The organism is Phaeobacter sp. S60, assembly GCF_000826845.1.
In the GTDB taxonomy this organism is placed as follows: domain Bacteria; phylum Pseudomonadota; class Alphaproteobacteria; order Rhodobacterales; family Rhodobacteraceae; genus Phaeobacter; species Phaeobacter piscinae.
Map to the genome: position 1 here is coordinate 138,378 of NZ_JSWJ01000028.1, position 21,257 is coordinate 159,634.

At 53.9% G+C, this 21,257-nt stretch carries 19 protein-coding genes, 1 tRNA gene and 1 pseudogene; 11 read left to right on the forward strand and 10 right to left on the reverse strand.

Annotated elements, in window-relative coordinates; translation table 11 throughout:
* The 3 genes from OO25_RS20310 to OO25_RS20320 all read right to left on the reverse strand — a co-directional run bounded on the left by OO25_RS20310 (position 1) and on the right by OO25_RS20320 (position 3,633).
* Positions 1-948: an ABC transporter permease gene (locus OO25_RS20310; protein ID WP_040169841.1), complete on the reverse strand. Its 948-nt coding sequence runs from the start codon at positions 946-948 to the stop codon at positions 1-3.
* Complete coding sequence (locus OO25_RS20315; protein WP_014881734.1) at positions 945-1,925, reverse strand: ABC transporter permease; 981 nt, start codon at positions 1,923-1,925, stop codon at positions 945-947. Before OO25_RS20315 ends, OO25_RS20310 begins: the two co-directional genes overlap by 4 nt.
* A gap of 151 nt (positions 1,926-2,076) precedes the next feature.
* Complete coding sequence (locus OO25_RS20320) at positions 2,077-3,633, reverse strand: ABC transporter substrate-binding protein (RefSeq protein ID WP_040182464.1); 1,557 nt, start codon at positions 3,631-3,633, stop codon at positions 2,077-2,079.
* 528 nt (positions 3,634-4,161) lie between these two features.
* On the opposite strand from OO25_RS20320, the gene OO25_RS22655 reads away from it, so the two are divergent.
* The 3 genes from OO25_RS22655 (at position 4,162) to OO25_RS20335 (ending at position 5,874) form a co-directional block, all read left to right on the forward strand.
* Positions 4,162-5,085 (forward strand): calcium-binding protein, encoded by a 924-nt coding sequence (locus tag OO25_RS22655; RefSeq protein WP_040169845.1) that lies wholly within the window; start codon positions 4,162-4,164, stop codon positions 5,083-5,085.
* A 122-nt stretch (positions 5,086-5,207) separates the two neighbouring features.
* Complete coding sequence (locus OO25_RS20330; protein WP_338090142.1) at positions 5,208-5,693, forward strand: DUF995 domain-containing protein; 486 nt, start codon at positions 5,208-5,210, stop codon at positions 5,691-5,693.
* A gap of 104 nt (positions 5,694-5,797) precedes the next feature.
* Positions 5,798-5,874: transfer RNA gene (locus OO25_RS20335), tRNA-Arg, on the forward strand.
* A 582-nt stretch (positions 5,875-6,456) separates the two neighbouring features.
* On the opposite strand, the gene OO25_RS20340 is transcribed toward OO25_RS20335, so the two are convergent.
* The 3 genes from OO25_RS20340 to OO25_RS20350 form a co-directional block, all read right to left on the reverse strand.
* Positions 6,457-7,101, reverse strand: a complete 645-nt coding sequence (locus tag OO25_RS20340; RefSeq protein ID WP_040169850.1) for a hypothetical protein — start codon at positions 7,099-7,101, stop codon at positions 6,457-6,459.
* Positions 7,102-7,122: 21 nt separating this feature from the next.
* Positions 7,123-8,520 carry a selenium-binding protein SBP56-related protein gene (locus OO25_RS20345; protein ID WP_040169852.1) on the reverse strand — a complete coding sequence of 466 codons (1,398 nt, stop codon included), beginning with the start codon at positions 8,518-8,520 and terminating at the stop codon, positions 7,123-7,125.
* Between the two features lie 795 nt (positions 8,521-9,315).
* On the reverse strand, positions 9,316-10,308 hold the full coding sequence (locus tag OO25_RS20350) for a nuclear transport factor 2 family protein (protein ID WP_040182466.1): 993 nt from the start codon (positions 10,306-10,308) through the stop codon (positions 9,316-9,318).
* A 955-nt stretch (positions 10,309-11,263) separates the two neighbouring features.
* Here OO25_RS20350 and OO25_RS20355 point away from each other — a divergent pair.
* The 6 genes from OO25_RS20355 (at position 11,264) to OO25_RS20380 (ending at position 17,175) form a co-directional block, all read left to right on the forward strand.
* Complete coding sequence (locus tag OO25_RS20355) at positions 11,264-12,472, forward strand: ester cyclase (protein WP_175304850.1); 1,209 nt, start codon at positions 11,264-11,266, stop codon at positions 12,470-12,472.
* 28 nt (positions 12,473-12,500) lie between these two features.
* The gene (locus tag OO25_RS20360; RefSeq protein ID WP_040169857.1) at positions 12,501-13,730 is read left to right on the forward strand and encodes an extracellular solute-binding protein; all 1,230 of its coding nucleotides are present in this window, start codon (positions 12,501-12,503) and stop codon (positions 13,728-13,730) included.
* Between the two features lie 69 nt (positions 13,731-13,799).
* Positions 13,800-14,846: a carbohydrate ABC transporter permease gene (locus OO25_RS20365; protein WP_040182469.1), complete on the forward strand. Its 1,047-nt coding sequence runs from the start codon at positions 13,800-13,802 to the stop codon at positions 14,844-14,846.
* Positions 14,843-15,682, forward strand: coding sequence for a carbohydrate ABC transporter permease (locus OO25_RS20370; RefSeq protein WP_040182470.1), 840 nt, complete (start codon positions 14,843-14,845; stop codon positions 15,680-15,682). Before OO25_RS20365 ends, OO25_RS20370 begins: the two co-directional genes overlap by 4 nt.
* 3 nt (positions 15,683-15,685) lie before the next feature.
* A complete protein-coding gene (locus OO25_RS20375) occupies positions 15,686-16,123 on the forward strand; it encodes an ester cyclase (RefSeq protein ID WP_082035029.1) in 438 nt (145 codons plus the stop codon).
* Positions 16,124-16,149: 26 nt separating this feature from the next.
* Entirely contained in the window at positions 16,150-17,175 is a 1,026-nt protein-coding gene (locus tag OO25_RS20380; protein WP_040182473.1) for a LacI family DNA-binding transcriptional regulator, read from the forward strand.
* A gap of 120 nt (positions 17,176-17,295) precedes the next feature.
* Here the strand turns inward: OO25_RS20380 and OO25_RS23490 are convergent, their stop codons facing one another.
* Positions 17,296-17,571, reverse strand: coding sequence for a hypothetical protein (locus OO25_RS23490; protein WP_369808879.1), 276 nt, complete (start codon positions 17,569-17,571; stop codon positions 17,296-17,298).
* On the opposite strand from OO25_RS23490, the gene OO25_RS23300 reads away from it, so the two are divergent.
* Entirely contained in the window at positions 17,476-17,718 is a 243-nt protein-coding gene (locus tag OO25_RS23300) for a hypothetical protein (RefSeq protein ID WP_241770523.1), read from the forward strand. The two genes, OO25_RS23490 and OO25_RS23300, sit on opposite strands and share 96 nt — an antisense overlap.
* Before the next feature lie 216 nt (positions 17,719-17,934).
* On the opposite strand, the gene OO25_RS20390 is transcribed toward OO25_RS23300, so the two are convergent.
* The 3 genes from OO25_RS20390 to OO25_RS20395 form a co-directional block, all read right to left on the reverse strand.
* Entirely contained in the window at positions 17,935-19,389 is a 1,455-nt protein-coding gene (locus OO25_RS20390; RefSeq protein WP_040182475.1) for a sodium:alanine symporter family protein, read from the reverse strand.
* 120 nt (positions 19,390-19,509) lie between these two features.
* On the reverse strand, positions 19,510-19,635 hold the full coding sequence (locus OO25_RS23380) for a hypothetical protein (RefSeq protein ID WP_255352604.1): 126 nt from the start codon (positions 19,633-19,635) through the stop codon (positions 19,510-19,512).
* 42 nt (positions 19,636-19,677) lie between these two features.
* On the reverse strand, positions 19,678-20,319 hold the full coding sequence (locus OO25_RS20395; protein ID WP_175304851.1) for a hypothetical protein: 642 nt from the start codon (positions 20,317-20,319) through the stop codon (positions 19,678-19,680).
* A 77-nt stretch (positions 20,320-20,396) separates the two neighbouring features.
* On the opposite strand from OO25_RS20395, the pseudogene OO25_RS22410 reads away from it, so the two are divergent.
* Positions 20,397-20,593: pseudogene (locus OO25_RS22410) on the forward strand (recombinase family protein); the annotation flags it as partial.
* Positions 20,594-21,257: the final 664 nt, after the last annotated feature.

The window sequence follows — 21,257 nt, forward strand, 5'->3', positions numbered from 1 at the left end:
TTATCCTTTGTAAAGTTTCGGGTTCAGCACGTCGCGCATCCAGTCACCCAAGAGATTGATGACTAGAACGAGGACCACCAGAACCACGCCGGGGATGGCGGTGATCCACCAGCTGCCCGAGAAAATGTAGTCGAAGCCCGAGGAGATCAGTGAGCCGAGTGACGGCTGGCTCGGCGGCATGCCCAGACCAAGAAAGCTCAGCGAAGCCTCGGAGATGATGGCGTTGGCGACCTGCACGGTGGAGATCACAAAGATCGGTGACAGTGAGTTGGGCAGGATATGGCGGACCATGATCCGCAGGGGGCCAAAGCCCAGCACACGCGCGCTGTCGATGTATTCTTTCTTCTTCTCGGCCAGAACAGTGGCGCGCACGGTGCGGGCGTATTGCGGCCATTCGGCGACGCCAATCACCGCGATGAGGAAATAGATTGCATATTGATTGAAGGTCTCGCTGCCGAACATCGCCTGCGTCACCGCAAGAAAGATGATGGCCACCATCAATGTTGAGAACGACAGCTGAATATCGGCAAAGCGCATCAGCAGGCTATCGATCCGCCCGCCGACATAGCCGGCCACCAAGCCGATGGAGATCCCGAGGAAAGCCTGCAATGCCACAGCGCAGAGACCAATCAATAGCGACAACCGCGTCCCATAAAGGATGGTGGACCACAGATCGCGTCCCTGATCATCGGTGCCGAACACAAACTGGGAATCCGACCCATCAATCCAAACCGGTGGATATTCGCTGTTCATGATATCGATTTGCGCCGGATCATAGGGGTCAAACGGAGCCAATACCGGTGCCAGAACCGAGGCAATGGTAATGACCAAGAAGACCGCGAAGGAGACCATCGCCACCGGGTTGCGCCGAAAGCTGTAGCCCATGTTGGAGTTCCAAAGCCGGCTGAACCGCGATGGTGTGCTTTGGTTTGTGCTAAGGCTGCTCATGCGCCCATCCTCGCGATATTAACAGTTGGATTGACGAGCCCGTAGATCAGGTCGACGATGGTGTTGGTGACCACAAATATGAACCCCACGATGATGAGGTAGGCCACGATCAGCGGGGTATCGACGCGGTTCACCGCCTCCAGGAACATGAACCCCATGCCGGGCCACTGGAAAACGGTCTCCGTCAGGATGGTGTAGGCCACCATGGTCCCGATCTGCACACCGCCAACAGTGATCACCGGCAGCAACGTGTTCTTGAGCGCGTGGATGAAGTAAATGCGATAGGGGCGAATGCCTTTGGCGCGGGCGTATTTCACATATTCGCTTTGCAGTACTTCCATCATCTCAGCCCGGATCAGGCGCACGAACAGCGGCAGCATGATCGAGGCCAGCGCAACGGAGGGCAGCAGGATATGCACCCAGCCATCAGCGGTGGCAAAATTTGTGTCCCAGTAACCAAATACATGCACAACGTCGCCGCGCCCATAAGAAGGGAACCAGCCAAGTTCGACGGAAAACACAAAAATCATCAGGATCGCAGTCAGGAACACCGGAACGGAAATCCCGACAATCGAGATGCCCATAATCAGGCGGCTGAGGATCGTATTGGGTTTGATCGCAGTGTAGACGCCGAGAGGCACGGACAGGCCAACAATGATCAGGGTTGCGCCCATAACCAGCTCAAGCGTTGCCGGAAGTTTTTTCAGGATCACATCCAGCGCCGGTTCCTTAAAGAAGTAGCTGGTGCCGAGATCGCCCTGAAGGGCGTTGCCGAGAAAGCGGACATATTGGGTTACGAAACTGTCGTTCAGGCCCAGTTCGTCGCGCAGCTGCTGACGGACCTCTTCGGAGACGGACTGACCGACCAGTTCCCGCAGGGGATCACCGAGGTTGTCCTGAATGGCAAAGCCGATCAGCGAGATGGCAAACATCACCGCGATGGCCTGGAACACGCGTTTCACGAGGTAGGCGAGCATGTTTGAGTTACCTTGTATCAGTCACTTGTTGATGGGCACAACGCCATTGACGCCCGGCAGGCGGCAGGGACATGCCCATAAAGAAGTGGTGAAAATCTGGGAAATATTTCGAAAAAGCCGGGGCAGCTCTGCCGCCCCGGCCAGAAACCTATCAGTCGACTTTCAGATCGCCGAAGTAGGGGAAGTTGAGAGCGTTCACGATTTTTTCAGCGTGGACACCGTCGCGCGCACCCCAGGCCAGATTCTGCCAGTGCAGCGGAATGAAGGCGGCTTCTTCATAAAGGATGCCTTCCAGCTTGCGCAGCAACTCACCGCGTTTGGTCTGGTCGGTCGTTGCATTGGCTTCCGCCATCAGCGCATCCGCTTCCGGGTTACAGTAGTTGCCGGAGTTGTACTGGCCGTTGCCGGTGGCTTCATCCGGGCAATGGGTCAGGAACTGGTGGAAGTTCGCTGAGTCTTCGGTATCCGCGTGCCAGCCGATCATCATCATATCTGCCGCACGCTCGTCGAATGTCGGCCAATATTGCGCCTTGGGCATGGTCTGAAGATCAACCTTAATGTTGATTTTAGCCAGCATCGAAGCCACAGCCTGCGCGATTTTGTCATCGTTCACATAGCGGTTGTTCGGCGCCATCATGGTGACCGAGAAGCCATCCGCATAGCCAGCTTCTGCCATCAGAGCTTTTGCCTTCTCCACGTCAAAGCGCGGCGTCAGGCTCTCATCATAACCAAGGTAGCCGGCCGGGCTGGCCTGTGCACCAACGGTACCGAAACCACGCATGATGCGGTCCACGATGCCTGCGTTGTTCACGGCATAGTCGATCGCCTTGCGAACGCGTGCATCTTTGAACGCTTCAACGCGGTTCTGGTTCAGTTGGAACGTGATGATACGTGTGCCAGGCTCGGTGATCAGCGTGGTACCGTCATGCTCCTCAACCCGCTTCAGGTCTGTCGGCGGAACGGGGGCGATAAAATCAACATCGCCTGCCAGCAACGCGGCCACGCGCGTCGGGTCTTCCTTGATCGGCGTGAGGATGATCTTGTCGACATTGCCCTCAGAAGCGGTGTCCCAATAACCATCGAAGCGGTCAAAGATAACCTTCACGCCCTGCTCACGCTCGGTAACAGTGAAGGGGCCAGTACCGGAGAGATTGCGCGAGGCGAAGCTGTCGCCGTGCTTAACCAGTTCAGCCTTGTCTTTACCGTCCTCGGTGGTGCCGGAATAAAACTGGCTGTCCATCGGGAAAATATACGTCGCAGTATGCAGGATCAGCGGATAGGGCTCGGCTGTTTTCAGATCAAACGTCAGCTCATCCACCACTTCGACGTCGGTGAAAGGTGCAAAGATACCTTTGAAATCAGGGCTGGCCTTCAGACGGTCAAAAGTCCAGTCGACATCAGCCGACGTCAGCGCGTTGCCGCTATGGAAGGTTACACCATCGCGCAGTTTGAAGCGCATTGTGGTGTCGTCAATCTGCTCCCAGCTTTCGGCCAGCCGCGGTGCGAACTGCAGGTCTTTGGTCCAGCGCACCAGCGGGTCAAAAACCATATGCGAAAGCTGCAGCGTGCCACCCGACAACTGCTCATGCGGATCCAGCGAAACCGGATCGGCATCATAGGCGACCTTGATGGTCACTTCCGCCATTGCTGCCGTGCTCAGAGTTGCCGTCAGTGTGGCAACCGCGAGCGTGCTCGCAAAATGTTTCATTATTCGTCCTCCCGTTACGATATTGTTATTTCATCGGTATCGTAGGGCTGGCGAACAATCCAATGCCGATTGCAATGCGGCTATGCAAAATACGTATAGCGAAATATTCTATTACTAATCAATTTCTTACCATCATTATCTCGTTGCCCGCAGCCATCTCGCTATTCCTTTGCCAGATAGGGCAGTCTCTATCCGGGATGGCAGAATCAGCTCCGACAGCGATGCCGAAGGTGGTGACATGGGCCAAAACTTGCGCGCAGCAACAGTGCGCCTTCGCGGTTTTCTGCTTAGAGCGACGCGAGTCCGCGATAGCTGTAATACCGAGAATCAGAGCGTGGCGAAGCCACACGGCGCCGAGCGCTCGTCGCCATCTAAGAAACAGTCAATAGCATTGCGGGGTTTTGTACGCGATGGGTGCCTATTAATGTCTCGTTAGCCAATATTGTCGGCCAAAAGTTTGCGCGCTGTTCGGAAAAACCCTATCGCTTTTAATCAAATCGTTCCATCCAATGCGAAAGAGAGCCCTCAATGGCAAATGTATTCGTTGCGTCGTTTCCAGGCGTGTCCTCGCTGAGCAACTACTTGGCCTTTGACGGGTTTGAGACCTCTCGTACGTCGTTCGGAACCATCGTCTCGCCTACTGAGCTTGAGCAGACCGGCGAAGATGGTTCAATTCTGCGTCTCGGCGGCGATTTCTCCAGCGACGATCAGGCCGACTGGCAGATATTCTCTATGGATCATTCGCTTGATGGCGCTCCGATCGTTTCGATTTCTGATATCTCGGTAAGCTTCGACCAATTCGTCTCGTTGCGCGCCGAGGACGTCGCAAGGGAGCTTTTGTCCGGTGCAGATCAGATTACCGCGCTATTGAATGATAGTGTTACGGCAATCCGTACTTATGCTGGCGCAGATCAAATTTCGCTTGGCGCCGGCGACGATACGGTCGCGGCCGGTGCTGGTAATGATTTCCTGACCGGAGGGTTGGGAGCTGATGTTCTGCGGGGCGGTTCAGGAGCCGATTCACTGCATGGCAACGGCGGCGACGATGTGCTGCGCGGTGGAGTGGGCCGCGATGTCATCTTTGGTGGCGTTGGAGCTGACCTTCTTGGAGGGGGGCGAGGCAATGATCGCCTGATTGGTGGATCCGGCAGCGACACAATGCGCGGCGGGGCTGGCGTAGATCGCCTGTACGGCGGAACCGGGGATGACGTGCTGACCGGAGGTGACGGGGCTGACATCTTTGTGTTCAACGAGGGCGATCACACAGACCGCATAACTGATTTTGAGCTCGGTGTTGATCGTATCAAACTGGGTCGTGGTGCGGAGAGTATGGACGATGTCGATTTTGGCCAAGTTGGCGATGATGCAGCGATCTATTTTGCCAATGTGACCGTTCTGGTCGAGAACACGGCGTTTTCCGAACTACAACACGCAGACTACTTTTTGTTCTAAAATAGTGGCTGTAGAACCAGATGCCTTAGTCAATCCGGCATTGGTCCAAGGATCTACCGCTCTCTGAGCCGCTTAGACGGCAACAAACGAGCTGAACTTAGGCTCACCGAAGGAGGTAAATGATGACTCTTGTTAAGTGTAAACTTGTTGCCGCAGCCCTTTCCTGCATCCTGCCAATGACGGCAGCTGCCGATCCAATGCCTCGCAGTGCGAAAATCGCAAGTCCACAAAAGATCGCCAAGATCTACTCTGGCAAGACTGAGCTTTGGACCAACAACTGTGGTGGTGGGATCTATTTCGGGCCAGGTGGTCAGGCACGGGCCTGGTGTGCTGATCAAGGTGACAACCTGGGAGCCGGTACGTGGTCCACCGATGCCAACGGTCAGATGTGTCAGGATCTTGTCTGGTATTATCCAAGCGGGCGCCGTGCGGGTGCCAGCTCAAGTGATAGATCCTGCATCAGCCATGTCGTTGATGCGTGGGGCGTCATGTGGCGCAGCTGGCCAAATGACCCAGAATGGTGGCCGATGGGAAAAGACACAGGCCTGGTGCGCGGCTATAAGTTCCAGACTCAGGTTCGGCAGACCCGTTCGAAATTGGGCTTCTGATAACTCCGCTGGACTTGGTCTCTTGAAGGGTCGGAGAAAAATCTCTCCGACCCTTCGCTTTTGGCTTGCGCCGCCGCATAACTGCGAATAAACCCCGCGACAGTGGACCGATAGCTCAGCTGGATAGAGTACTTGACTACGAATCAAGGGGTCGGGGGTTCGAATCCTCCTCGGTCCGCCACTTTCTTCCTGTGAAGCGACACATAGTTCTGCCACCAGCGACAGAACCTTGCCATTTTCGCCTCACCTTATTCATCCAACGCATAGACCAAACTCATTGATCCTGACTTCCTCTTAGGAACGTCAGGGCTGATTTGCAGATCAGACGCCGCAGGCGCCTGTTCCTGCTGATCTGCCACTTGGCGAACGCGGGTGAGGGCGAGATACTGCTATTCTGCAATAGTGGTGCTGCCCGCAGGCGCAGCTGAGGGCACGGTGTTGTCTAATAGGGTTGCCCGAGGGGGAAAGCAGAGTCTTACCTCTGATGGCCAGGGGTGAATGGCTCGTCCTAGTTGCGCTGGTCACAAAGCAAGTGTGGCGGTGCGGGCTACGCCGTTACTTTGCGCAAAAACACGCTGTAATCTGAAGGATGATCAGAAAGAAATTCGCCATCGGAGACAAAGCTCTGCGACGGCTGTCTTGCTGGATAAACCTGCCACAAGATTACCCTTTAACAAGGTGTGTTTTGGGCCGCGACATTGTCGAAGGCGATGAATTCCGTTTGGACATGGTTGCAAAAGTGTTCTGCTGATAGCACTGCTGCCTATGCAACTGTGTGCCAGATCGCAATAATCCCAACGACAATCAAGCTAAGCGCCCAGACCACGTCTAGGTTGAACCAAGTCTTTGACAAGAATTTCAAACCAAGCCAGAAATACATCCCAGCGGCAAGCGCCCCGCCTGCCAGTATCATCGCAGCTGTGTGAGCAGCGGCGACGGTGAAGGCAAGCCCCACATTGGAGTTCATCAGCGCATAAGCAGCTGTGTGGCCGGCATCGAGTTCCGAGACGGCACAGATACCCAAATAGATTGGAACCAGCATCAGCCCTGCGCCATGCGCGAGGGCGGCGAGAAAGGACCACAGCCCCAGGTTGGCCGGGCTGACTCTCGCCAAAAATCGTGGATGGCGGCGGTTGATCAATAAGTAGACGCCAAGGGAGGCAACTAAGAAGCCCGCGCCGACACGGATGTGAGCCTCATATTCGACCAGCGTCAGCATCATTGAAAATGGAAGCAGGACCGCGGTCATAGCAATAAAGTGACCCATGGCGAGGGCCGCGAGTGCGTGCAGGAGAGCAGATGATTTCTGCTCAAATAGCGCGGCTGAGACAGCGAGGGGCCAGCCCATGCCTGGGTTCATGCCATGATAGAAGCCGGAGGCGATGATGGCCCACCACAGGGCCGTCATCGATGCTGCGCTTTCCAAGTCTTAAACGTTTGGGTAGCAAAAGCTGTCGGTGGAACAGTCGCCGCCCTCCAGCCGAATTTGGTGAGACCTGAGGCCTTTAGGAAACTCGACATAGAAGTTCTTGTCGAGGTAAAAGCCGTTCTCGTCATTGTGGGCCATGATCATCTGACCGCCTTCATCGTTTGGATAGAACTGATCATCCCAGGTGGAATACAGCGAATTGGTCCAAAAGACCCTTTTGCCATCACGGCTGATTTCTACCATTTGCGGGCCGTAAACGAAGGGCTTGCCGTTGGGGTGATCTGTGCCCTTGGCAATGCCGCCAACTTCGACTTTCCCGGCCAGAACCGGGTTTAGCGGGTCGGACACATCATACTGGTGCATTTCGCCTAAGCCCCAGCACGCGACGTAAAGGTATTTGTCATCGAGGCTAAGATCGATATCTGTGACCAGCGGTGGCACCGCGCCAAAACCTTGCAAGAGCGGTGGAAGATTTTCCGGATCTTCGGGGCGTGGGTCGATAGTGATAACTTTCTTGGCCTGCCAGGTGCCGTCATCATCACGCCACCATGTAAAGATCGCACCTTGAAGGTTGGTCGTATCCACCACCACGCCGCAGAAGCCATAGGACTTAGCGGGGTCGTGGGCTGGTCTGATTTCAAGCGCCATCTGGTAGTTTTCGCCAAAGTCGATGGTCTGGATGTTTTTGCGCTTCCGCAGGTCCCAGAAATGGATGGAATGGCCGTATTTGTTAGAAAGCAAATCCTCGGGAACGACACCGTTCTCAAACTGTGGTGGAAGGCCCCATTCGGACGAGACCATGTAGTCTTGCGGCAGATTCCACCAGAAATCGTAGTGCTTGTCCTGCTTGCCGCGGTCCATTTCATAGCGGCCGATAATCTCGAACGTCTCGCAATCCATGATGAAGATGCCAGGAGGGCCATCGGTCCCATCTTCGCCGCCGCCGCCTAGAGTCGAGACATATATACCCTCAGGGCCACAATGGATGGTGTGCGGGCGGGAGTAGCCTGTCTTGGCAAAAACCTCTTCGGGCTCGATCGTCTTGTGGATCTTGGCTTTTAGCGGGTCTTTAACGTCAATGATGTAGATGCGCGAGGAGCGGATGCCCGGCACGATCAGATAACGGCGCTCAAGGAAAGCGTGACCTGTCAAAGGGGATAGGGCCGAGGAACATGCATTCCAGCCAAAGTGGTGAAATTCGTCGCCTTTGTGGGGGACTATGACCTGATGAACAATCTCGCCATAGAACTTAGACTTGGGGTTCACGTCAACAACCGCAATGCCGTCGGATTGTGACCCGTCTGGGCTCAGCATTATGGTAAAGGCGTAGTTCTCGGTGGGTGCGGCCATTGCTAGCTGCGGCGTGGCGTGGAACGTGGGGTCAGGTCTTAAGTTCATGGTCTTTCCTCCCGAAAAGTCAGTGATATTTGTATAACTAGATGCGGACCTCTTCGTAATCGGCGTCGATAGTCGGGGTCGCCAGTCAGGCGGCCCACACTCGAAATTCAATTGTCTGACATTCGAATTCGAATTGCCTATGCTTTGCAAGATTTTTCTTGACGCTGGCTATATTGCGGAAAAGATCAGACATTGGTGCATGTCGCTGTATCGGTTATTTTGTGCTCATCACTGAACATATGGCCTAAACCGCGCCGGCCGTGGTTTGTAGTATTACACTAAACACCAACTGGTTGCTGAGACAGTCATCCGAGATACAGGTGGCCGAAAATCGGCATGTGCGACAAACCCGGCTGTGCTGCTTGCTATTTTAAAGTCGAATTCGCCAGTTTCGCGAGAGGCGCAGGGCGGCCTTTGCCGGGTGGAGCGCCCATCCCGCGCAGGAAGGCATGTCGACAGACGTTATCGCCATGCTTATGAGCAATGTCAGAATCGGCTAGGGGGGCTCTGCTCTGGTAAAATCATGTCATACGTGCCTTTAAGCGCTTTGATTGACTTCGATTAGGGGGCGAGAACTCTGGTAGATGCAGTTGTGAGCACGATAGGCGTGCGGATACGTTCGAGATCGGAACCCGCCGACGCAAGCAAGTTGCAAAGCTAGCTTGCTGAACTCAACGAGCTCCACCCTTCTAAACAAGACAAAATAGCAGTCTACACATCCCGCTCGATTGCTTCATATGGGGCGGGTGCTTTGCTCTGTGGGCGCCAGCACTAAAAGGGGTGCCAACAAGGGGACTAACCGCGCATATGGGGGATGCGCCCAAGTATGTCAGCACCCTGCTGGTTCCAAAAGTGCAGCAGGTCAATAAAAATCCAGTTTTCTGTCAGTTTGTCACCGGATCGTCGGTACATGTCTATCACGCGCATATCACTTGCCTTATCCGATGCAGGCATTCCCATGAATCCGCCCGATGGTTTGAGCGTCAGATTTGGCCACCCAAAGAAGCCTCCAAACTCACCTTCTGCAATGCGGGCAATGTGGCCGTTGAACGTGCGATCAGCCAACCCGTCTCGGAAGGGACCGGCGTGCTGTTTGATGTAACGCTCGATTGTATAAGTGGCACCGATGCCAGTCGGCCCCCACCAGATCATGTCGTCATTCCAGCTGCGTGGTAACTCTACTTCAAGGCCCAGTTCTTCGCGCCCTGTCCAGTCGCGAATGTCGTTGATCATGAAGTCGATTGCGGCCTTTGTTTTAAGACCTTCTTCGGGGTTCTGGGCATCGAACATGACGCCGGTATGCGTCATTGGAGCGGGGTGTACCAAGTGCGCTCCGGTTTGTGACGCGAACAAACGCAAACCAGCCTGCGCTGCAAGGTGGGGGATATCAAAAAACATTGCCGTCTCGATTATCTTGTCCCCTTCGACACGGTGGAACTCTGCATAACGCAGCATTGCAATCTTGTTGGTGGGCGGAATGTTCAACCATGGTTCATCGAACAGCCCCATCAGATGTCCCATCGACGCAACCCAGACACCTCCGGCATCGAGTTGGTTTTCACCAGCCATGAAGATATCCAACCGGCGCTGCATTCGGCGCAGAGAGTTTTGAAGGGGTTCCCAGAACCGTTTGGCAACTTCGACCGGATCATGAATTTCATGGAACGGATGATAACCACGCCAGATGGCGTCAGGTGAAAAGTAGGTTTTGGCGGCAGCCACGGCACCTTCGTCCAGCGCAGCAAAATAGCGACGAACAAGATCTTTTGCAGATTGTAAATCAGACATATTCACCTCTCGGTTCTTAAGGGTGTCTGGCGGGCAATCCGTCAGACTGCGCCGCGGGTTAGGCCGCGTATTGTTTCGCCTAAATGATTTTAATCTCAGGTCGAAATCGTCAAAAAACTGCACCTCCTGCTCAATAGCATGTTGTACAAAAGTCGTCCGGTTGCCTGTTGTATGTATGGAGCTCAGGGATTTGGCCGTCTTAGTTGTTCCATCCGGGCTAGGGCGTCGACTCCGAGTTTTTTTGGTAAATGTACAGCAAGTCTACCAATGCCCAGTTTTTTGCGAATGAAATCGCCCTCCCTGCGTCAAAAATCCAATCCGCGAATATCTAGGGTTTATCGCGTTGGTAGAGGACCCAGGAGCCCGTCGCCGACCAGAGTTTGCTGCATGGCAGGCCAACCCACTTCTCCAATGTAGGAACCATCACCAATGAAGTGGCAAAGATCATGGTATTTCTGATCACTCCAGCTTGGCATTTCAGCGGCCCATTGCTTCATGGGCCACTGTCAAATCAACCCCCAACTGTCTCCATAGCCTATGCTGATCAACGAAGATCCAGTACTTGGCCGACTTGTCACTGTCCTTTCTCGTTGGATCGGCAATACGCCTGTCCGCAGATCTATTGCCGCTGACTTTGAGCCTCACGCATCCGCCTTTTGGCTGGATCGTCAGGCAAGGACAGGCGGGAATATCATCACAGGCGCACGGACAAAGGCAACGCTGACCGCTCTTAAGGTGAGCAAATGATCTTGCATCATGAAGCTGATACAAGTCGAAATCCCTGTATTTGGATGCATAGGTATGCGCATCATCTGTAAGTTCGCTCAATAAATCAATAGCTAAAAGTGTTATATGACTTGGACTTGCCCGCTATCTCGATACGAGCTCTTGACAGAACCAGATATTTCTTGAATTTTAAAGCATACGTATGCGGTTTGGAATCGATGAGGGCACCGTGACACAAAAACCTAAACTTCCTGAAGATACTTCAGCCGCATCCGCGACATCGTCGCTGCGCAGCGACGATGTCGCGAAACCGGGAACGCATATTCGATTCAGTCCCTTGAAAGACCAACATATGCCGGCGGATTACTCGATCTCTCTGGAAGAGTATCGACGCGGCGGAACGAAGGAATTCCTGGGGAAAGAGCCCGAACACCTGGCCACGCAGGCGATGAGAGGGTTTGACGACAAATATAAGAATATTGTCGACTACATTGTCCGAATAACGCATCAGATCTGGGAAGAAAAAGACATCGGCTGTATCTATGATACCTACAGCCATGACTGCCGCGTTTGGGACGATGTCGGGCTGCAATACGGGCGCGACAAGATCGTCGAAGATACCGTTCATACCAACAATGCGATCCCTGACATACGGCTTATCGCGGACGAGGTGATTTGGGCCGGTAATGACGACGTGAGTTTTCATACCTCACATCGCACGATGATCATGGGAACCAACACAGGTTACTCGCGCTTCGGGCCCCCTACCAATCGGCCCCTTCGGCTGTTCTGCATCGCCAATTGTGTCGTACGAGACAACGAAATTTATGACGAACACGTTGCCTATGACACTGCTGCACTGATCCAGCAAATGGGCTTTGACGTAGGCGAAGTAGCCAGACAAATTGCCTCGCAACGGCCGCAAGGGCCGTTTGCTCCGAACTTTGCTGCCAGCGAGCCGAAGCGATTGGCCGGTCAGGCGTTTCCTAAACGTTACCCTATCCCGGATAAAGTTGATGGAAACATACGAGACTTCGTTAATGCGGCATTTGAGAGCATTTGGAATCGCAGGAACTTTGCTGCGATGGATCAGGTTTATGAGCCGGACGTCGTTTTCGAAGGCTCTACAAGTAGGGTCTACCGTGGGGTAGGCCAAATGCGCTCACATGTACTGTCGATGATCGCTATGTTCCCAAACATACGTATTGCCGTCGATGACATTTATTGGATGGGCAATGCCAAAGACGGGTATCTCGTATCAATTCGTTGGGGTGGTGTCGGCGCGCACCGCGGAAACGGCCCATACGGTGAACCCACCGGAAAAGAAGCTCATATCTGGGGCATCACTCAGTGGCATATTCATAACAATAAGGTCCAGAAAGAATGGACTGTTTTCAATGAGTTCGGGGTTCTGATGCAGATACTGGGAGACACCTAACGGCGACTGCGGCAACAAGGAGGTTGATATGAAACTGAAACACATACTACCAGCATTGGCCATCGGACTGAGCCCGATGGCGGCTTCGGCCGAATGTACGATCGAAGGTACGGGTGAAGTGAATGTCTTGTCCAACTTCTTCGAAGCGCTAGAAGTTTTGGCCGCAGAAATGGAAACCTGCGAGCGGGCCGGCCTTGTCGTCGAAACCAAACTGACCACGGATCACAAGGAAGAAACGAATAAAGCGTTTGAATCGTCGACGTCCCCTTGGGACGCAGCTGCCGTCGCAAATAGTTCAATAACTCTGCTCCAGGCTAAGGGACAACTTCGCCCATTGAATGATCTGGTCGAGAAGTACCGGGAAAAATACGACATTGAGGAGGGGATGCTGATCCGTTTTGGCGACGACATCATGGCGATTGCCTTCATGGTCAACGCTCAACACCTGTTCTACCGCAAAGACATCTTTGAAGAGAATAACATCGCTGTGCCGACCACTTGGGATGAGGTTCTGGAGGCATCCGAAAAACTCAAGCAAGCTGGGATCGAACACCCCTATGGCGCAGCCTTTGGCAACAGCTGGGAATTGGCGAATGAGTACGTCAACATGCTCCTAGCAAATGGTGGCACATTGTTCGACCCAGAGACATCCGACTCTACTTTCGAAACGCCAGAAGCAGTCGCGGCGTTGGAGAAAATGGGCGCACTCTATAGGTACATGTCTCCAAATTCGATGTCGATGGACTTCGGTGACGTGAAGCGTCAATTGCAACAAGGTGATGTGGCGATGGCCGTTATGTGGGGCAATGAAGCCTCAGGAATGGACAATCCAGACGAAAGCACCGTGGTTGGCCAGATTGGATTTGCCCAGTCCCCTATCATGGTCGAAGGCGGAGCTCCTTCATCGACATTCTGGTGGGATGGCTACGTAATGCCAAAGAACCTCGATGGTGATCCAGATCTGACGTTCCAAGTGCTGATGCACGCAATGCGAGCGGAAACGGTCGAAGAGAACAACGATGTAACTCTCTGGATTCGTTCGGCGTATGAGCCAGGCCAATACACTGCGGCTATCACTGACACGGTTGTTGCAGGCGCGCCTCCTTATCCGATGAACCCGCAAGCTGCGCTGGCGCATTCGGCCCTGGGTGAAAACATCGCGGACTTTATTGTTGGCAAAGAAAGCGCCCAAGACTCTCTGGCCGATGCAACAAAGGCGTACCGCACTGCGGCGCGTGACCAGGGCCTGTTGAAGTAGGTCCTACTCCCTGATGCCAGCTACGTCGATACGATTTGGCTGGCATCAAACTTCTGACGGGATAGTTCAGTGAAGCGCTCTACTTTCTTTTCATTCGTTGCACCGTCTTTGGTGTCCATGCTGCTGCTTATCGCGCTCCCCCTTGTCGCGATTGTCTATCTCGCATTGTATCAATCCTTTACCCAAACTGAACTGAAAGAGGTTAAGACTGAGGTACCTCTGTTTGGGGGGTTAACACGGGAAGTTACCCGAATGGTTCCACAATCGGTACTGGATGCAGATGGCAATCCGGTAAAGGTCTGGCAATATGTCGGTGGACAAAACTTGGAAAACGCTATCGATGTGGAGGGCCTAAAGGCCTCCGTTGATGGGGCCCAAATTGAAACCCCCAGAGAGTTTATCAAAGCGCTTTATCGAGAAATCAGTGACGTAGATTTCTGGTCCGCGCTTGAATTCACATTGCTTTATACGTTTGTCACGACACCGATGATACTGATCCTAGGGTTCGGTCTCGCCCTAGCAACCAATCGAGTAACGCTGCAACTGCGTGGGTCGGTTGTGTTTGTGACGCTTCTGCCGATGATCGTAACCCCGGTTGTCTCGTCCCTCGCGGTTTATTGGTTGTTCATTGATGGCGGTGTTGTCGTAGCGACACTAGAGGCCATGGGCTTCGGAAAGTTCTACTTTCTTGCAGATCAGGTCACGATACGACTTGTAATCATCGCCTACGGAGTTTGGTTTGCTGCACCCTTCGCGTTCATCATACTATATGCGGGGTTGCAAACGGTACCGGAAGAGCCGCTAGAGGCGGCGATCATAGACGGCGCAACGCCATGGCAACGTGTTCGATACATCGTAATCCCTTACCTGTCTCCATTGTTCGCCGTAATCACACTGATCCATGTGATGGACAGTTACCGGGTGTTCGAGCCCGTTCTGGTATTCGGGTCGCGTGTCTTCGCGAATTCAGTACAGTATCTAACCTACTACACACTTGTTTTTGAGGGAAATATCCACAAATCGGCGGCTTATGCCGTGCTTACGGTGGCTGGGGTCGTTGTGTTGTTGATACCGATCATGATCCGGACTTACAAAGACCAGAAAGCCAAAAAATGAGACCAGCGAAACTCAACCTTGCGTCTCGAGTATCGATCAACCTTGGCCTTTGGTTCTGGTTTTTTGCCGCGCTGCTCCCGTTTTTTTGGATGTTCGTCATCTCTCTGCGCAAACCCGTAGACGCGTTTTCGACCCCGCCAAAGCTACTGGCCCCAATGACTGTGGAGAATTTCAGGCATATCTGGGTTGAAGACGGATTCTGGCAGTATGCAATAAACACGACCATCGTAACCACTTCGACCGTAGTCGTTTCACTCACAATTGCCTGTTTGGCGGCATATGCTTTGTCGCGTTACCGCGGGTCACTTGGGTTTTGGCTGTTGATGGCCGCGATGGTGTTTCGCGCAATGCCGCACGTTGTGTTGCTGACAGCCTATCGCCCGGCCTTTTTTGAGCTGGGAATCTGGAGCCGATACGAGACACTCATCATTGTCCTTGTTGCTATTAACCAACCGTTCACAATCTGGATGTTGCGTGCCTTTTTCATGAATATACCACAGGAACTGGACGAAGCTGCGCTGGTTGATGGTTGCAATCGGTGGCAGGCTTTCTTTCGTGTGATTGTGCCTGTCATGTGGCCGGGTATCGTGACTGCCGGCTTGTTCTCATTCCTGCTGGCCTACAACGACTTTATTATCTCCAGTCAACTCATGAACGGTGATATGGCCACTATGACCGCGTCTCTTGGCAGTTACATGGGCCAGAACCAAAGCCTCGCGCGGCTGATGCACGGGATCGCCGGGGCCGTCTCAATCACCATACCCATCATTGTTTTGGTTTTTGTTTTCCAGAAACAAATCGTGTCTGGGATGACCGCAGGTGCAGTGAAAGGATGAGACATGACTGCTGAATCTAACCTCAAACTTATACAAGATATGTATGTAGCGTTGAACGCTCAGGATCTTGATGCGCATGACCAGTATTGGCATGAGGATATGATCTGGCACGGACCGCCGGGTTTCGGCGACATCCATGGCCGCGAACGCTTCAAATATGACGTTCTTGCCGAATTCTACAAAGCATTTCCCGACTACCATGTCAGTCACGAGATTGAGTTCGCCAACGAAACATGGATTGCTGGGACAGGATATCTGACCGGCCACCAACATGGTGAATATCTGGGTCTGCCACCCACCGGTCTACCGGTAAAGATGCGCTTTTCGGATTTCTGGCTGGTGGTCGATGGTAAACTGAAAGAAAACTGGGTAATGGTTGACCACGTCGATACGTTCAAGCAATTGGGTGTCGATCTGATGGCAGTTGTCAAGAAAAGCTAATGCAAAACGGGTTGGCGTGAGTTCCTTTGAAAAAGTCCAAGGTTACCTCAATTGATGTTGCGCGCCATGCTGGCGTCTCTCAATCTGCGGTGAGCCGTGCATTTTCCCGCACGCCGACCCAATCGGGTGTTTCCCCTGAAACAAAGAAGCGCATTCTCAAGTCCGCGGACGAGCTGGGGTACCGGCCTAATGCCATTGCGCGTTCGCTTATCACGCAAAGATCAAACATAGTCGCGCTTCTATTCAGTTATCTGGACAACCAGTTCTACGCGCTCGCGCTTGAGAAACTCTGCATAGAGCTACAAAAAATCGGGTTCCACGCACTGGTTTTCATGATGCCCAGTACAGATGAAGGCGTTGAGGACACTGTATCTCAATTGCTGGAATACCAGGTCGACGGAATCATCACGGCATCTGTCGAGCTTTCATCAACTCTCGTCAAATTCTGTTCTCAGCGCGATATCCCAGTAGTGATGTTCAACCGTTTTCAGGAACATGATGGCATTGCCAGCGTTACAACAGACAATGTCGCAGGCGGACGTATGGCTGCGCGGCATCTGCTGAAAACGGGGCATCAACACATTGCACTTCTGTCCGGGTGGGAGCGGTCATCTACAAGCCGGGATCGAAAATTTGGCTTTGAGGCTGAGCTTCGGGAAAGTGACCGCAATCTTTTTGCACATGAAGTCGGTCACTTTGATCTCGATAGAACTGGAGCAGCGATTCGAAAGATGTTTGAGGGCGCGAAGGAAACGCATCCGGATGCCCTTTTTGTGGCAAACGACTATATGGCGATCGAAGCGATCAGCATTTTGCGTAGCGAGCTAAATATCAGCATTCCAAACGATCTTTCAGTTATCGGGTTCGATGACATCCCTATGGCTTCTATGCCTGAGTTTTCTCTTACTACGCTAAGACAGCCCGTTAACAATATGGTTGCCAACGCGGTTCGCCAGATTAACGAGCTGGTGAGAGGCAAAACCATCGAAGTTGAGAACATAGCGTTGGCACCAAAGCTCATTGAACGAAATACCGTTCAGTCGCGTAATTGAACCGAGTCGTAGAACCTGAATGATTGCCGGGTCAAACACTTGCAGTTCAGACAGAGCAGAGATCGTGCGGGCTTTGTGTTGTCTCTGCCCATAAGATCTCTTTCCCAATCGAAGTGATTTTTACACTCGAAGTCGCGGGATCCGTTGGCCTGAGCCCCACGGTCCCTCCAATTTTGCGCGGAGCCTTGGGGTTAGATTTCTGGCGTTAGGCCGCCATCTTGTCCCTTGTCTTTCTCTGCAGAAGTTCCATCGATGTCCTGTTGCCCATGCTGAAGGGGGTCCGCGCCAGTTGAAATCCTCTTGCCATTCTTCAACTGTGTTGCAGGCATGGCGCAATGTTGCGAGCAGCGTTTTTCTGAGGCCCTCGTCTCGCAGTTTTCCGTTGAAGCTGTTGATGAAGCCATTCTGCCGGGGCTTTCCTGGCGCGATGAAATGCCGATCGATGCCCGTTTTCTTCACCCAGTTGAGGATCGCCATGCGGGTGAACTAAGTGCCGTTGCCCGACATGGCTGTCTTCGCCATGCCGGTTCAGCGATGATCTGATTCAGTTCACATGCAACGCGGTGGCCAGACAACGACGTATCAGTCACCAGAACCAAGTTTTCACGACTGAAGTAATCACCGGATGAGCCTGTCTCTATACTTCGTTTCATCTGACCTAATGAAGTCAGGTGCCATCTCCGTGAACGCCGCGAGCATTATAGTACAGGCATGCGACCAAGGCAGGAGGCAAGGGGTGCTCCCCTTGCCTCGCCGGGTTCACTCGGGATCTGCGGCCCTCGTCTCACGCTCGACGTCGCTGTTCCAAATCGACTGATCCACGCCGTCGCCGAGCTCGGAATATTCAGCGATCTCGAAGACGGGCTCAATTCCCGCTCGACGTTGCGAGAAATAGTCCCGCGTGAGTTTTGCTACAGTCTTGGACAGGATCAGGATTGCGATCAGGTTTACCGTCGCCATGAGCGCCATCGACGCATCGGCAAAATTGAAGACGGTCGTGACCGCCTGTAAAGACCCCCAAATCACCATCGCAACCACGAGCACCTTCAGCACGAGAAGCGGGATGCGCCTGCCCATGCCGAGGAATTCCATTGCGTTCTCCGCGTAGGAATAATTGCCAATGATCGAGGTGAAGGCAAAGAACGGAATAGCGATCCCAATGAAGATCGGACCCAACGCCCCGATGTGCTGCTCCAGCGCAATCTGTGTCAGCGCCATGCCGGTGGGTGCGCCTTCAGAATAGTCAACCACGCCGGACAGCAGGATCATGAGCGCCGTGGCTGTACAGATGACCAGGGTATCAATAAAAACGCCCAGACCCTGCACTAGCCCCTGACTGGATGGGTGGTGCGGGTCAGGGACCGCGACAGCTGCGATGTTGGGGGCCGAACCCATGCCCGCCTCGTTGGAGAACAGGCCGCGCTTCACGCCGTTGAGCAGGGCCGCCATGAACCCACCCGTGAAGCCGCCCGCCGCCGCTTCGAATCCGAAGGCCGACTTGACGATCAGCGCCAGCATGGCGGGAACATCGGCGATGTTTATGACCACGATGGCGAGTGCCACGAGGATATAAAGCCCGGCCATGCCTGGAACGACTTTTTCAGCGACCCGCGCGATGGACTTGATGCCGCCGAAAATCACAATGCCGGCCAGGCCGCCGACAGCAAGGCCGGTGGCCAGTTTGGGGATAGAGAATGCCTCTTCCATGGCGACGGAGATGGAGTTGGCCTGAACCGCCGAGAAGATCAGTCCGAAGCTGATGATGAGACATACCGAAAAGACATAGCCCATGGCGCTCGATCCGATGCCCCGTGCCATGTAGAAGGCAGGACCGCCACGGTATTGTCCATCCTCGTTTCGTACCTTGTAGAGCTGTGCCAGCGTGGATTCGGCGTAAGCCGTCGCCATCCCCACGAGGGCGACAATCCACATCCAGAAAACAGCACCCGGGCCGCCGAGATAGATCGCCACAGCAACGCCGGCAAGGTTACCCGTGCCTACCCTGCTTGCCAGGGAAATTGTCAGAGCTTGGAATGGAGAAATGCCGGCAGCAGAGGTGTCGCGTGATGACTTGATGACGCGAAAGAACTCGGCGAAATGCCGGAATTGCAGGAAGCCTGTTCGCCAGGTGAAATAGACCCCGACGGCCAGCAGACCATATACGAGGACGTATCCCCATAAGACAGTGTTTAAGAAATCGACGATTGCTGTCATACTCTTGCCCCTCTTGGTTGCATGCCCAACCATTAACCATTCGGTAGGCAAGGGAAAGCCTTGGATTGAAATCACAATGTCCGCAGGGCGACCTGCGTGCTGGTCTTTAATGAGTTCGCATCAGCCCGATGAATACCTGCGAAAGCTCAGGAACCGATGGACCCAAACCGTGTAATTACCTGCACCGTTGGTCACCATGGCATCATCCGGCGACGTGTTGTTCAGCTGCTGCATAATCTCGGCCATCGCCAATTCGCCGCGCCCCTCTGGCAGGGTCGACCACGCGCGCTAATCCACGTTGCATTCTTCAGAATACGCCTGCCGATTTGCGGCGGAATGCTTGGGCGCAGAATGCTCCAGCAGGTTAGAGATCGTTTCCAATGCCGGTGCGGCGATACCCAAATCGGGCACATAAACCCGACCAATCTCATCCGGGTCGGGATAAATGTGAATGAGGTGTTGGGCGGGCTTTGGAATGTTGATCAAGCTGTAACCACTCGATTTCATCTCGCTGAACCGGGTGCCCGGCAGGATCACCACATCGGCAGATGTAATCCGCGCGGCCAGCTTGGGGTTGATCCCGATACCGGCATCTCCAGCATAGAGCGGGTGGGCATTGTCAAAGAAATCCTGGCACCTGAAAGACACCGCAACGGGCACCGACCATTTGGTGGCGAAATCCTGAAGGTCTAGCCGCGCCTGACTTGACCAAGCCCCACCACCGACCACGATCATGGGGTTGGTGGACGTTTCCAATGCGCCGAGCAGTGTGGTGGCATCACCCGCAGTAACAGTCGCACGCGCTGGGTGCGCTACTGGTAGCTGCGGCGGATTATTCACTGTCTGCTCCACCAGCATGTCTTCGGGCAGGGCCAGAACCACCGGGCCGGGACGTCCGGACATAGCAACGTGAAATGCGCGCGAGACCATCTCGGCCATCCGATCAGGCGTAGGCACGCCAGTTGCGCGAGTTGGCCGGATTTGCGGAGCGTGGCGGTTATGCAGTGATGGGCGTTATAAGGAAACCGCGTCTGGCACCAAGTCGGACCGCGTGGAGCGACCAAAAGTCATGGAGCTGGCCCATGCCCGGAAAGTCGACGCTGTGCTGGTCACCGAACTATCCCGCTGGGGGCGCTCTACTCAAGACTTGCTCGATTCCCTCAATAAGCTCTCGGGTTGGAAAGTCTCGGTCGTCGCAATATCTAGCAACCAGTCAAACCGTTACTTTGGTGACGATTGCTGCACTGCGAAATTCGCCCCGCTCTGATCGCAATCAGATGCTGCGTCAACTAAAGCTTCAGCTGTACAAGCACGGTTTGCTCGGCAGTTCGGGCATCTGTTCTTGAAGTAGCGAGCGTTCAGTTGGAGCCCACTGCGGAAGTGCTGAAATTTTTCTGTGCGCGCGCCGCAGCGTGTCGGTGCGCTGCACCGCCGATTTTCACCCGCTGCATAGCAGAAGGAACTGCGGCCATTCGAAGAGCTCGCAGCAAATCCGAAAGCACAGATCCACACAAAGCGTACCGAGCTGCCGGACGCCAATGAAGTGACTTCGACATCGTTGCGTTGACTTTGCCACTGGATGTGCCGCGGCGCTGCTGCACGGCTTGCCCTAAGCGGCAGTCAACCGCGCTGGCATTGGGAGCAATTTATCGCGCGCCTCTGTAAAAAAGGCGCAGCAAAATACGCACTGCATTTGCGCCTGCTTCCGGAATAGTGAGGCAACCTGATGGTTGTGGTTTGACGGCCAGCAGCTGGAAAAGCTGTTTGGTCGGAGCGCTCGGCATTTTGAGTGAACTGCTCTCCACACGGCCGCCCAGAGTTTCAAGCCATTCCAGCAGTTGGGTGAGGCAGCTGAGTGAGACTGCACC

Bases quoted from the DNA above. Each gene is read 5' to 3' on its own strand.
- OO25_RS20310 (WP_040169841.1), bottom strand. From the start codon at position 948: ATGAGCAGCCTTAGCACAAACCAAAGCACACCATCGCGGTTCAGCCGG.
- OO25_RS20315 (WP_014881734.1), bottom strand. From the start codon at position 1,925: ATGCTCGCCTACCTCGTGAAACGCGTGTTCCAGGCCATCGCGGTGATG.
- OO25_RS20320 (WP_040182464.1), bottom strand. From the start codon at position 3,633: ATGAAACATTTTGCGAGCACGCTCGCGGTTGCCACACTGACGGCAACT.
- OO25_RS22655 (WP_040169845.1), top strand. From the start codon at position 4,162: ATGGCAAATGTATTCGTTGCGTCGTTTCCAGGCGTGTCCTCGCTGAGC.
- OO25_RS20330 (WP_338090142.1), top strand. From the start codon at position 5,208: ATGACTCTTGTTAAGTGTAAACTTGTTGCCGCAGCCCTTTCCTGCATC.
- OO25_RS20340 (WP_040169850.1), bottom strand. From the start codon at position 7,101: ATGACGGCCCTGTGGTGGGCCATCATCGCCTCCGGCTTCTATCATGGC.
- OO25_RS20345 (WP_040169852.1), bottom strand. From the start codon at position 8,520: ATGAACTTAAGACCTGACCCCACGTTCCACGCCACGCCGCAGCTAGCA.
- OO25_RS20350 (WP_040182466.1), bottom strand. From the start codon at position 10,308: ATGTCTGATTTACAATCTGCAAAAGATCTTGTTCGTCGCTATTTTGCT.
- OO25_RS20360 (WP_040169857.1), top strand. From the start codon at position 12,501: ATGAAACTGAAACACATACTACCAGCATTGGCCATCGGACTGAGCCCG.
- OO25_RS20370 (WP_040182470.1), top strand. From the start codon at position 14,843: ATGAGACCAGCGAAACTCAACCTTGCGTCTCGAGTATCGATCAACCTT.
- OO25_RS20375 (WP_082035029.1), top strand. From the start codon at position 15,686: ATGACTGCTGAATCTAACCTCAAACTTATACAAGATATGTATGTAGCG.
- OO25_RS20390 (WP_040182475.1), bottom strand. From the start codon at position 19,389: ATGACAGCAATCGTCGATTTCTTAAACACTGTCTTATGGGGATACGTC.
- OO25_RS23380 (WP_255352604.1), bottom strand. From the start codon at position 19,635: ATGGCCGAGATTATGCAGCAGCTGAACAACACGTCGCCGGATGATGCC.
- OO25_RS20395 (WP_175304851.1), bottom strand. From the start codon at position 20,319: ATGGTCTCGCGCGCATTTCACGTTGCTATGTCCGGACGTCCCGGCCCG.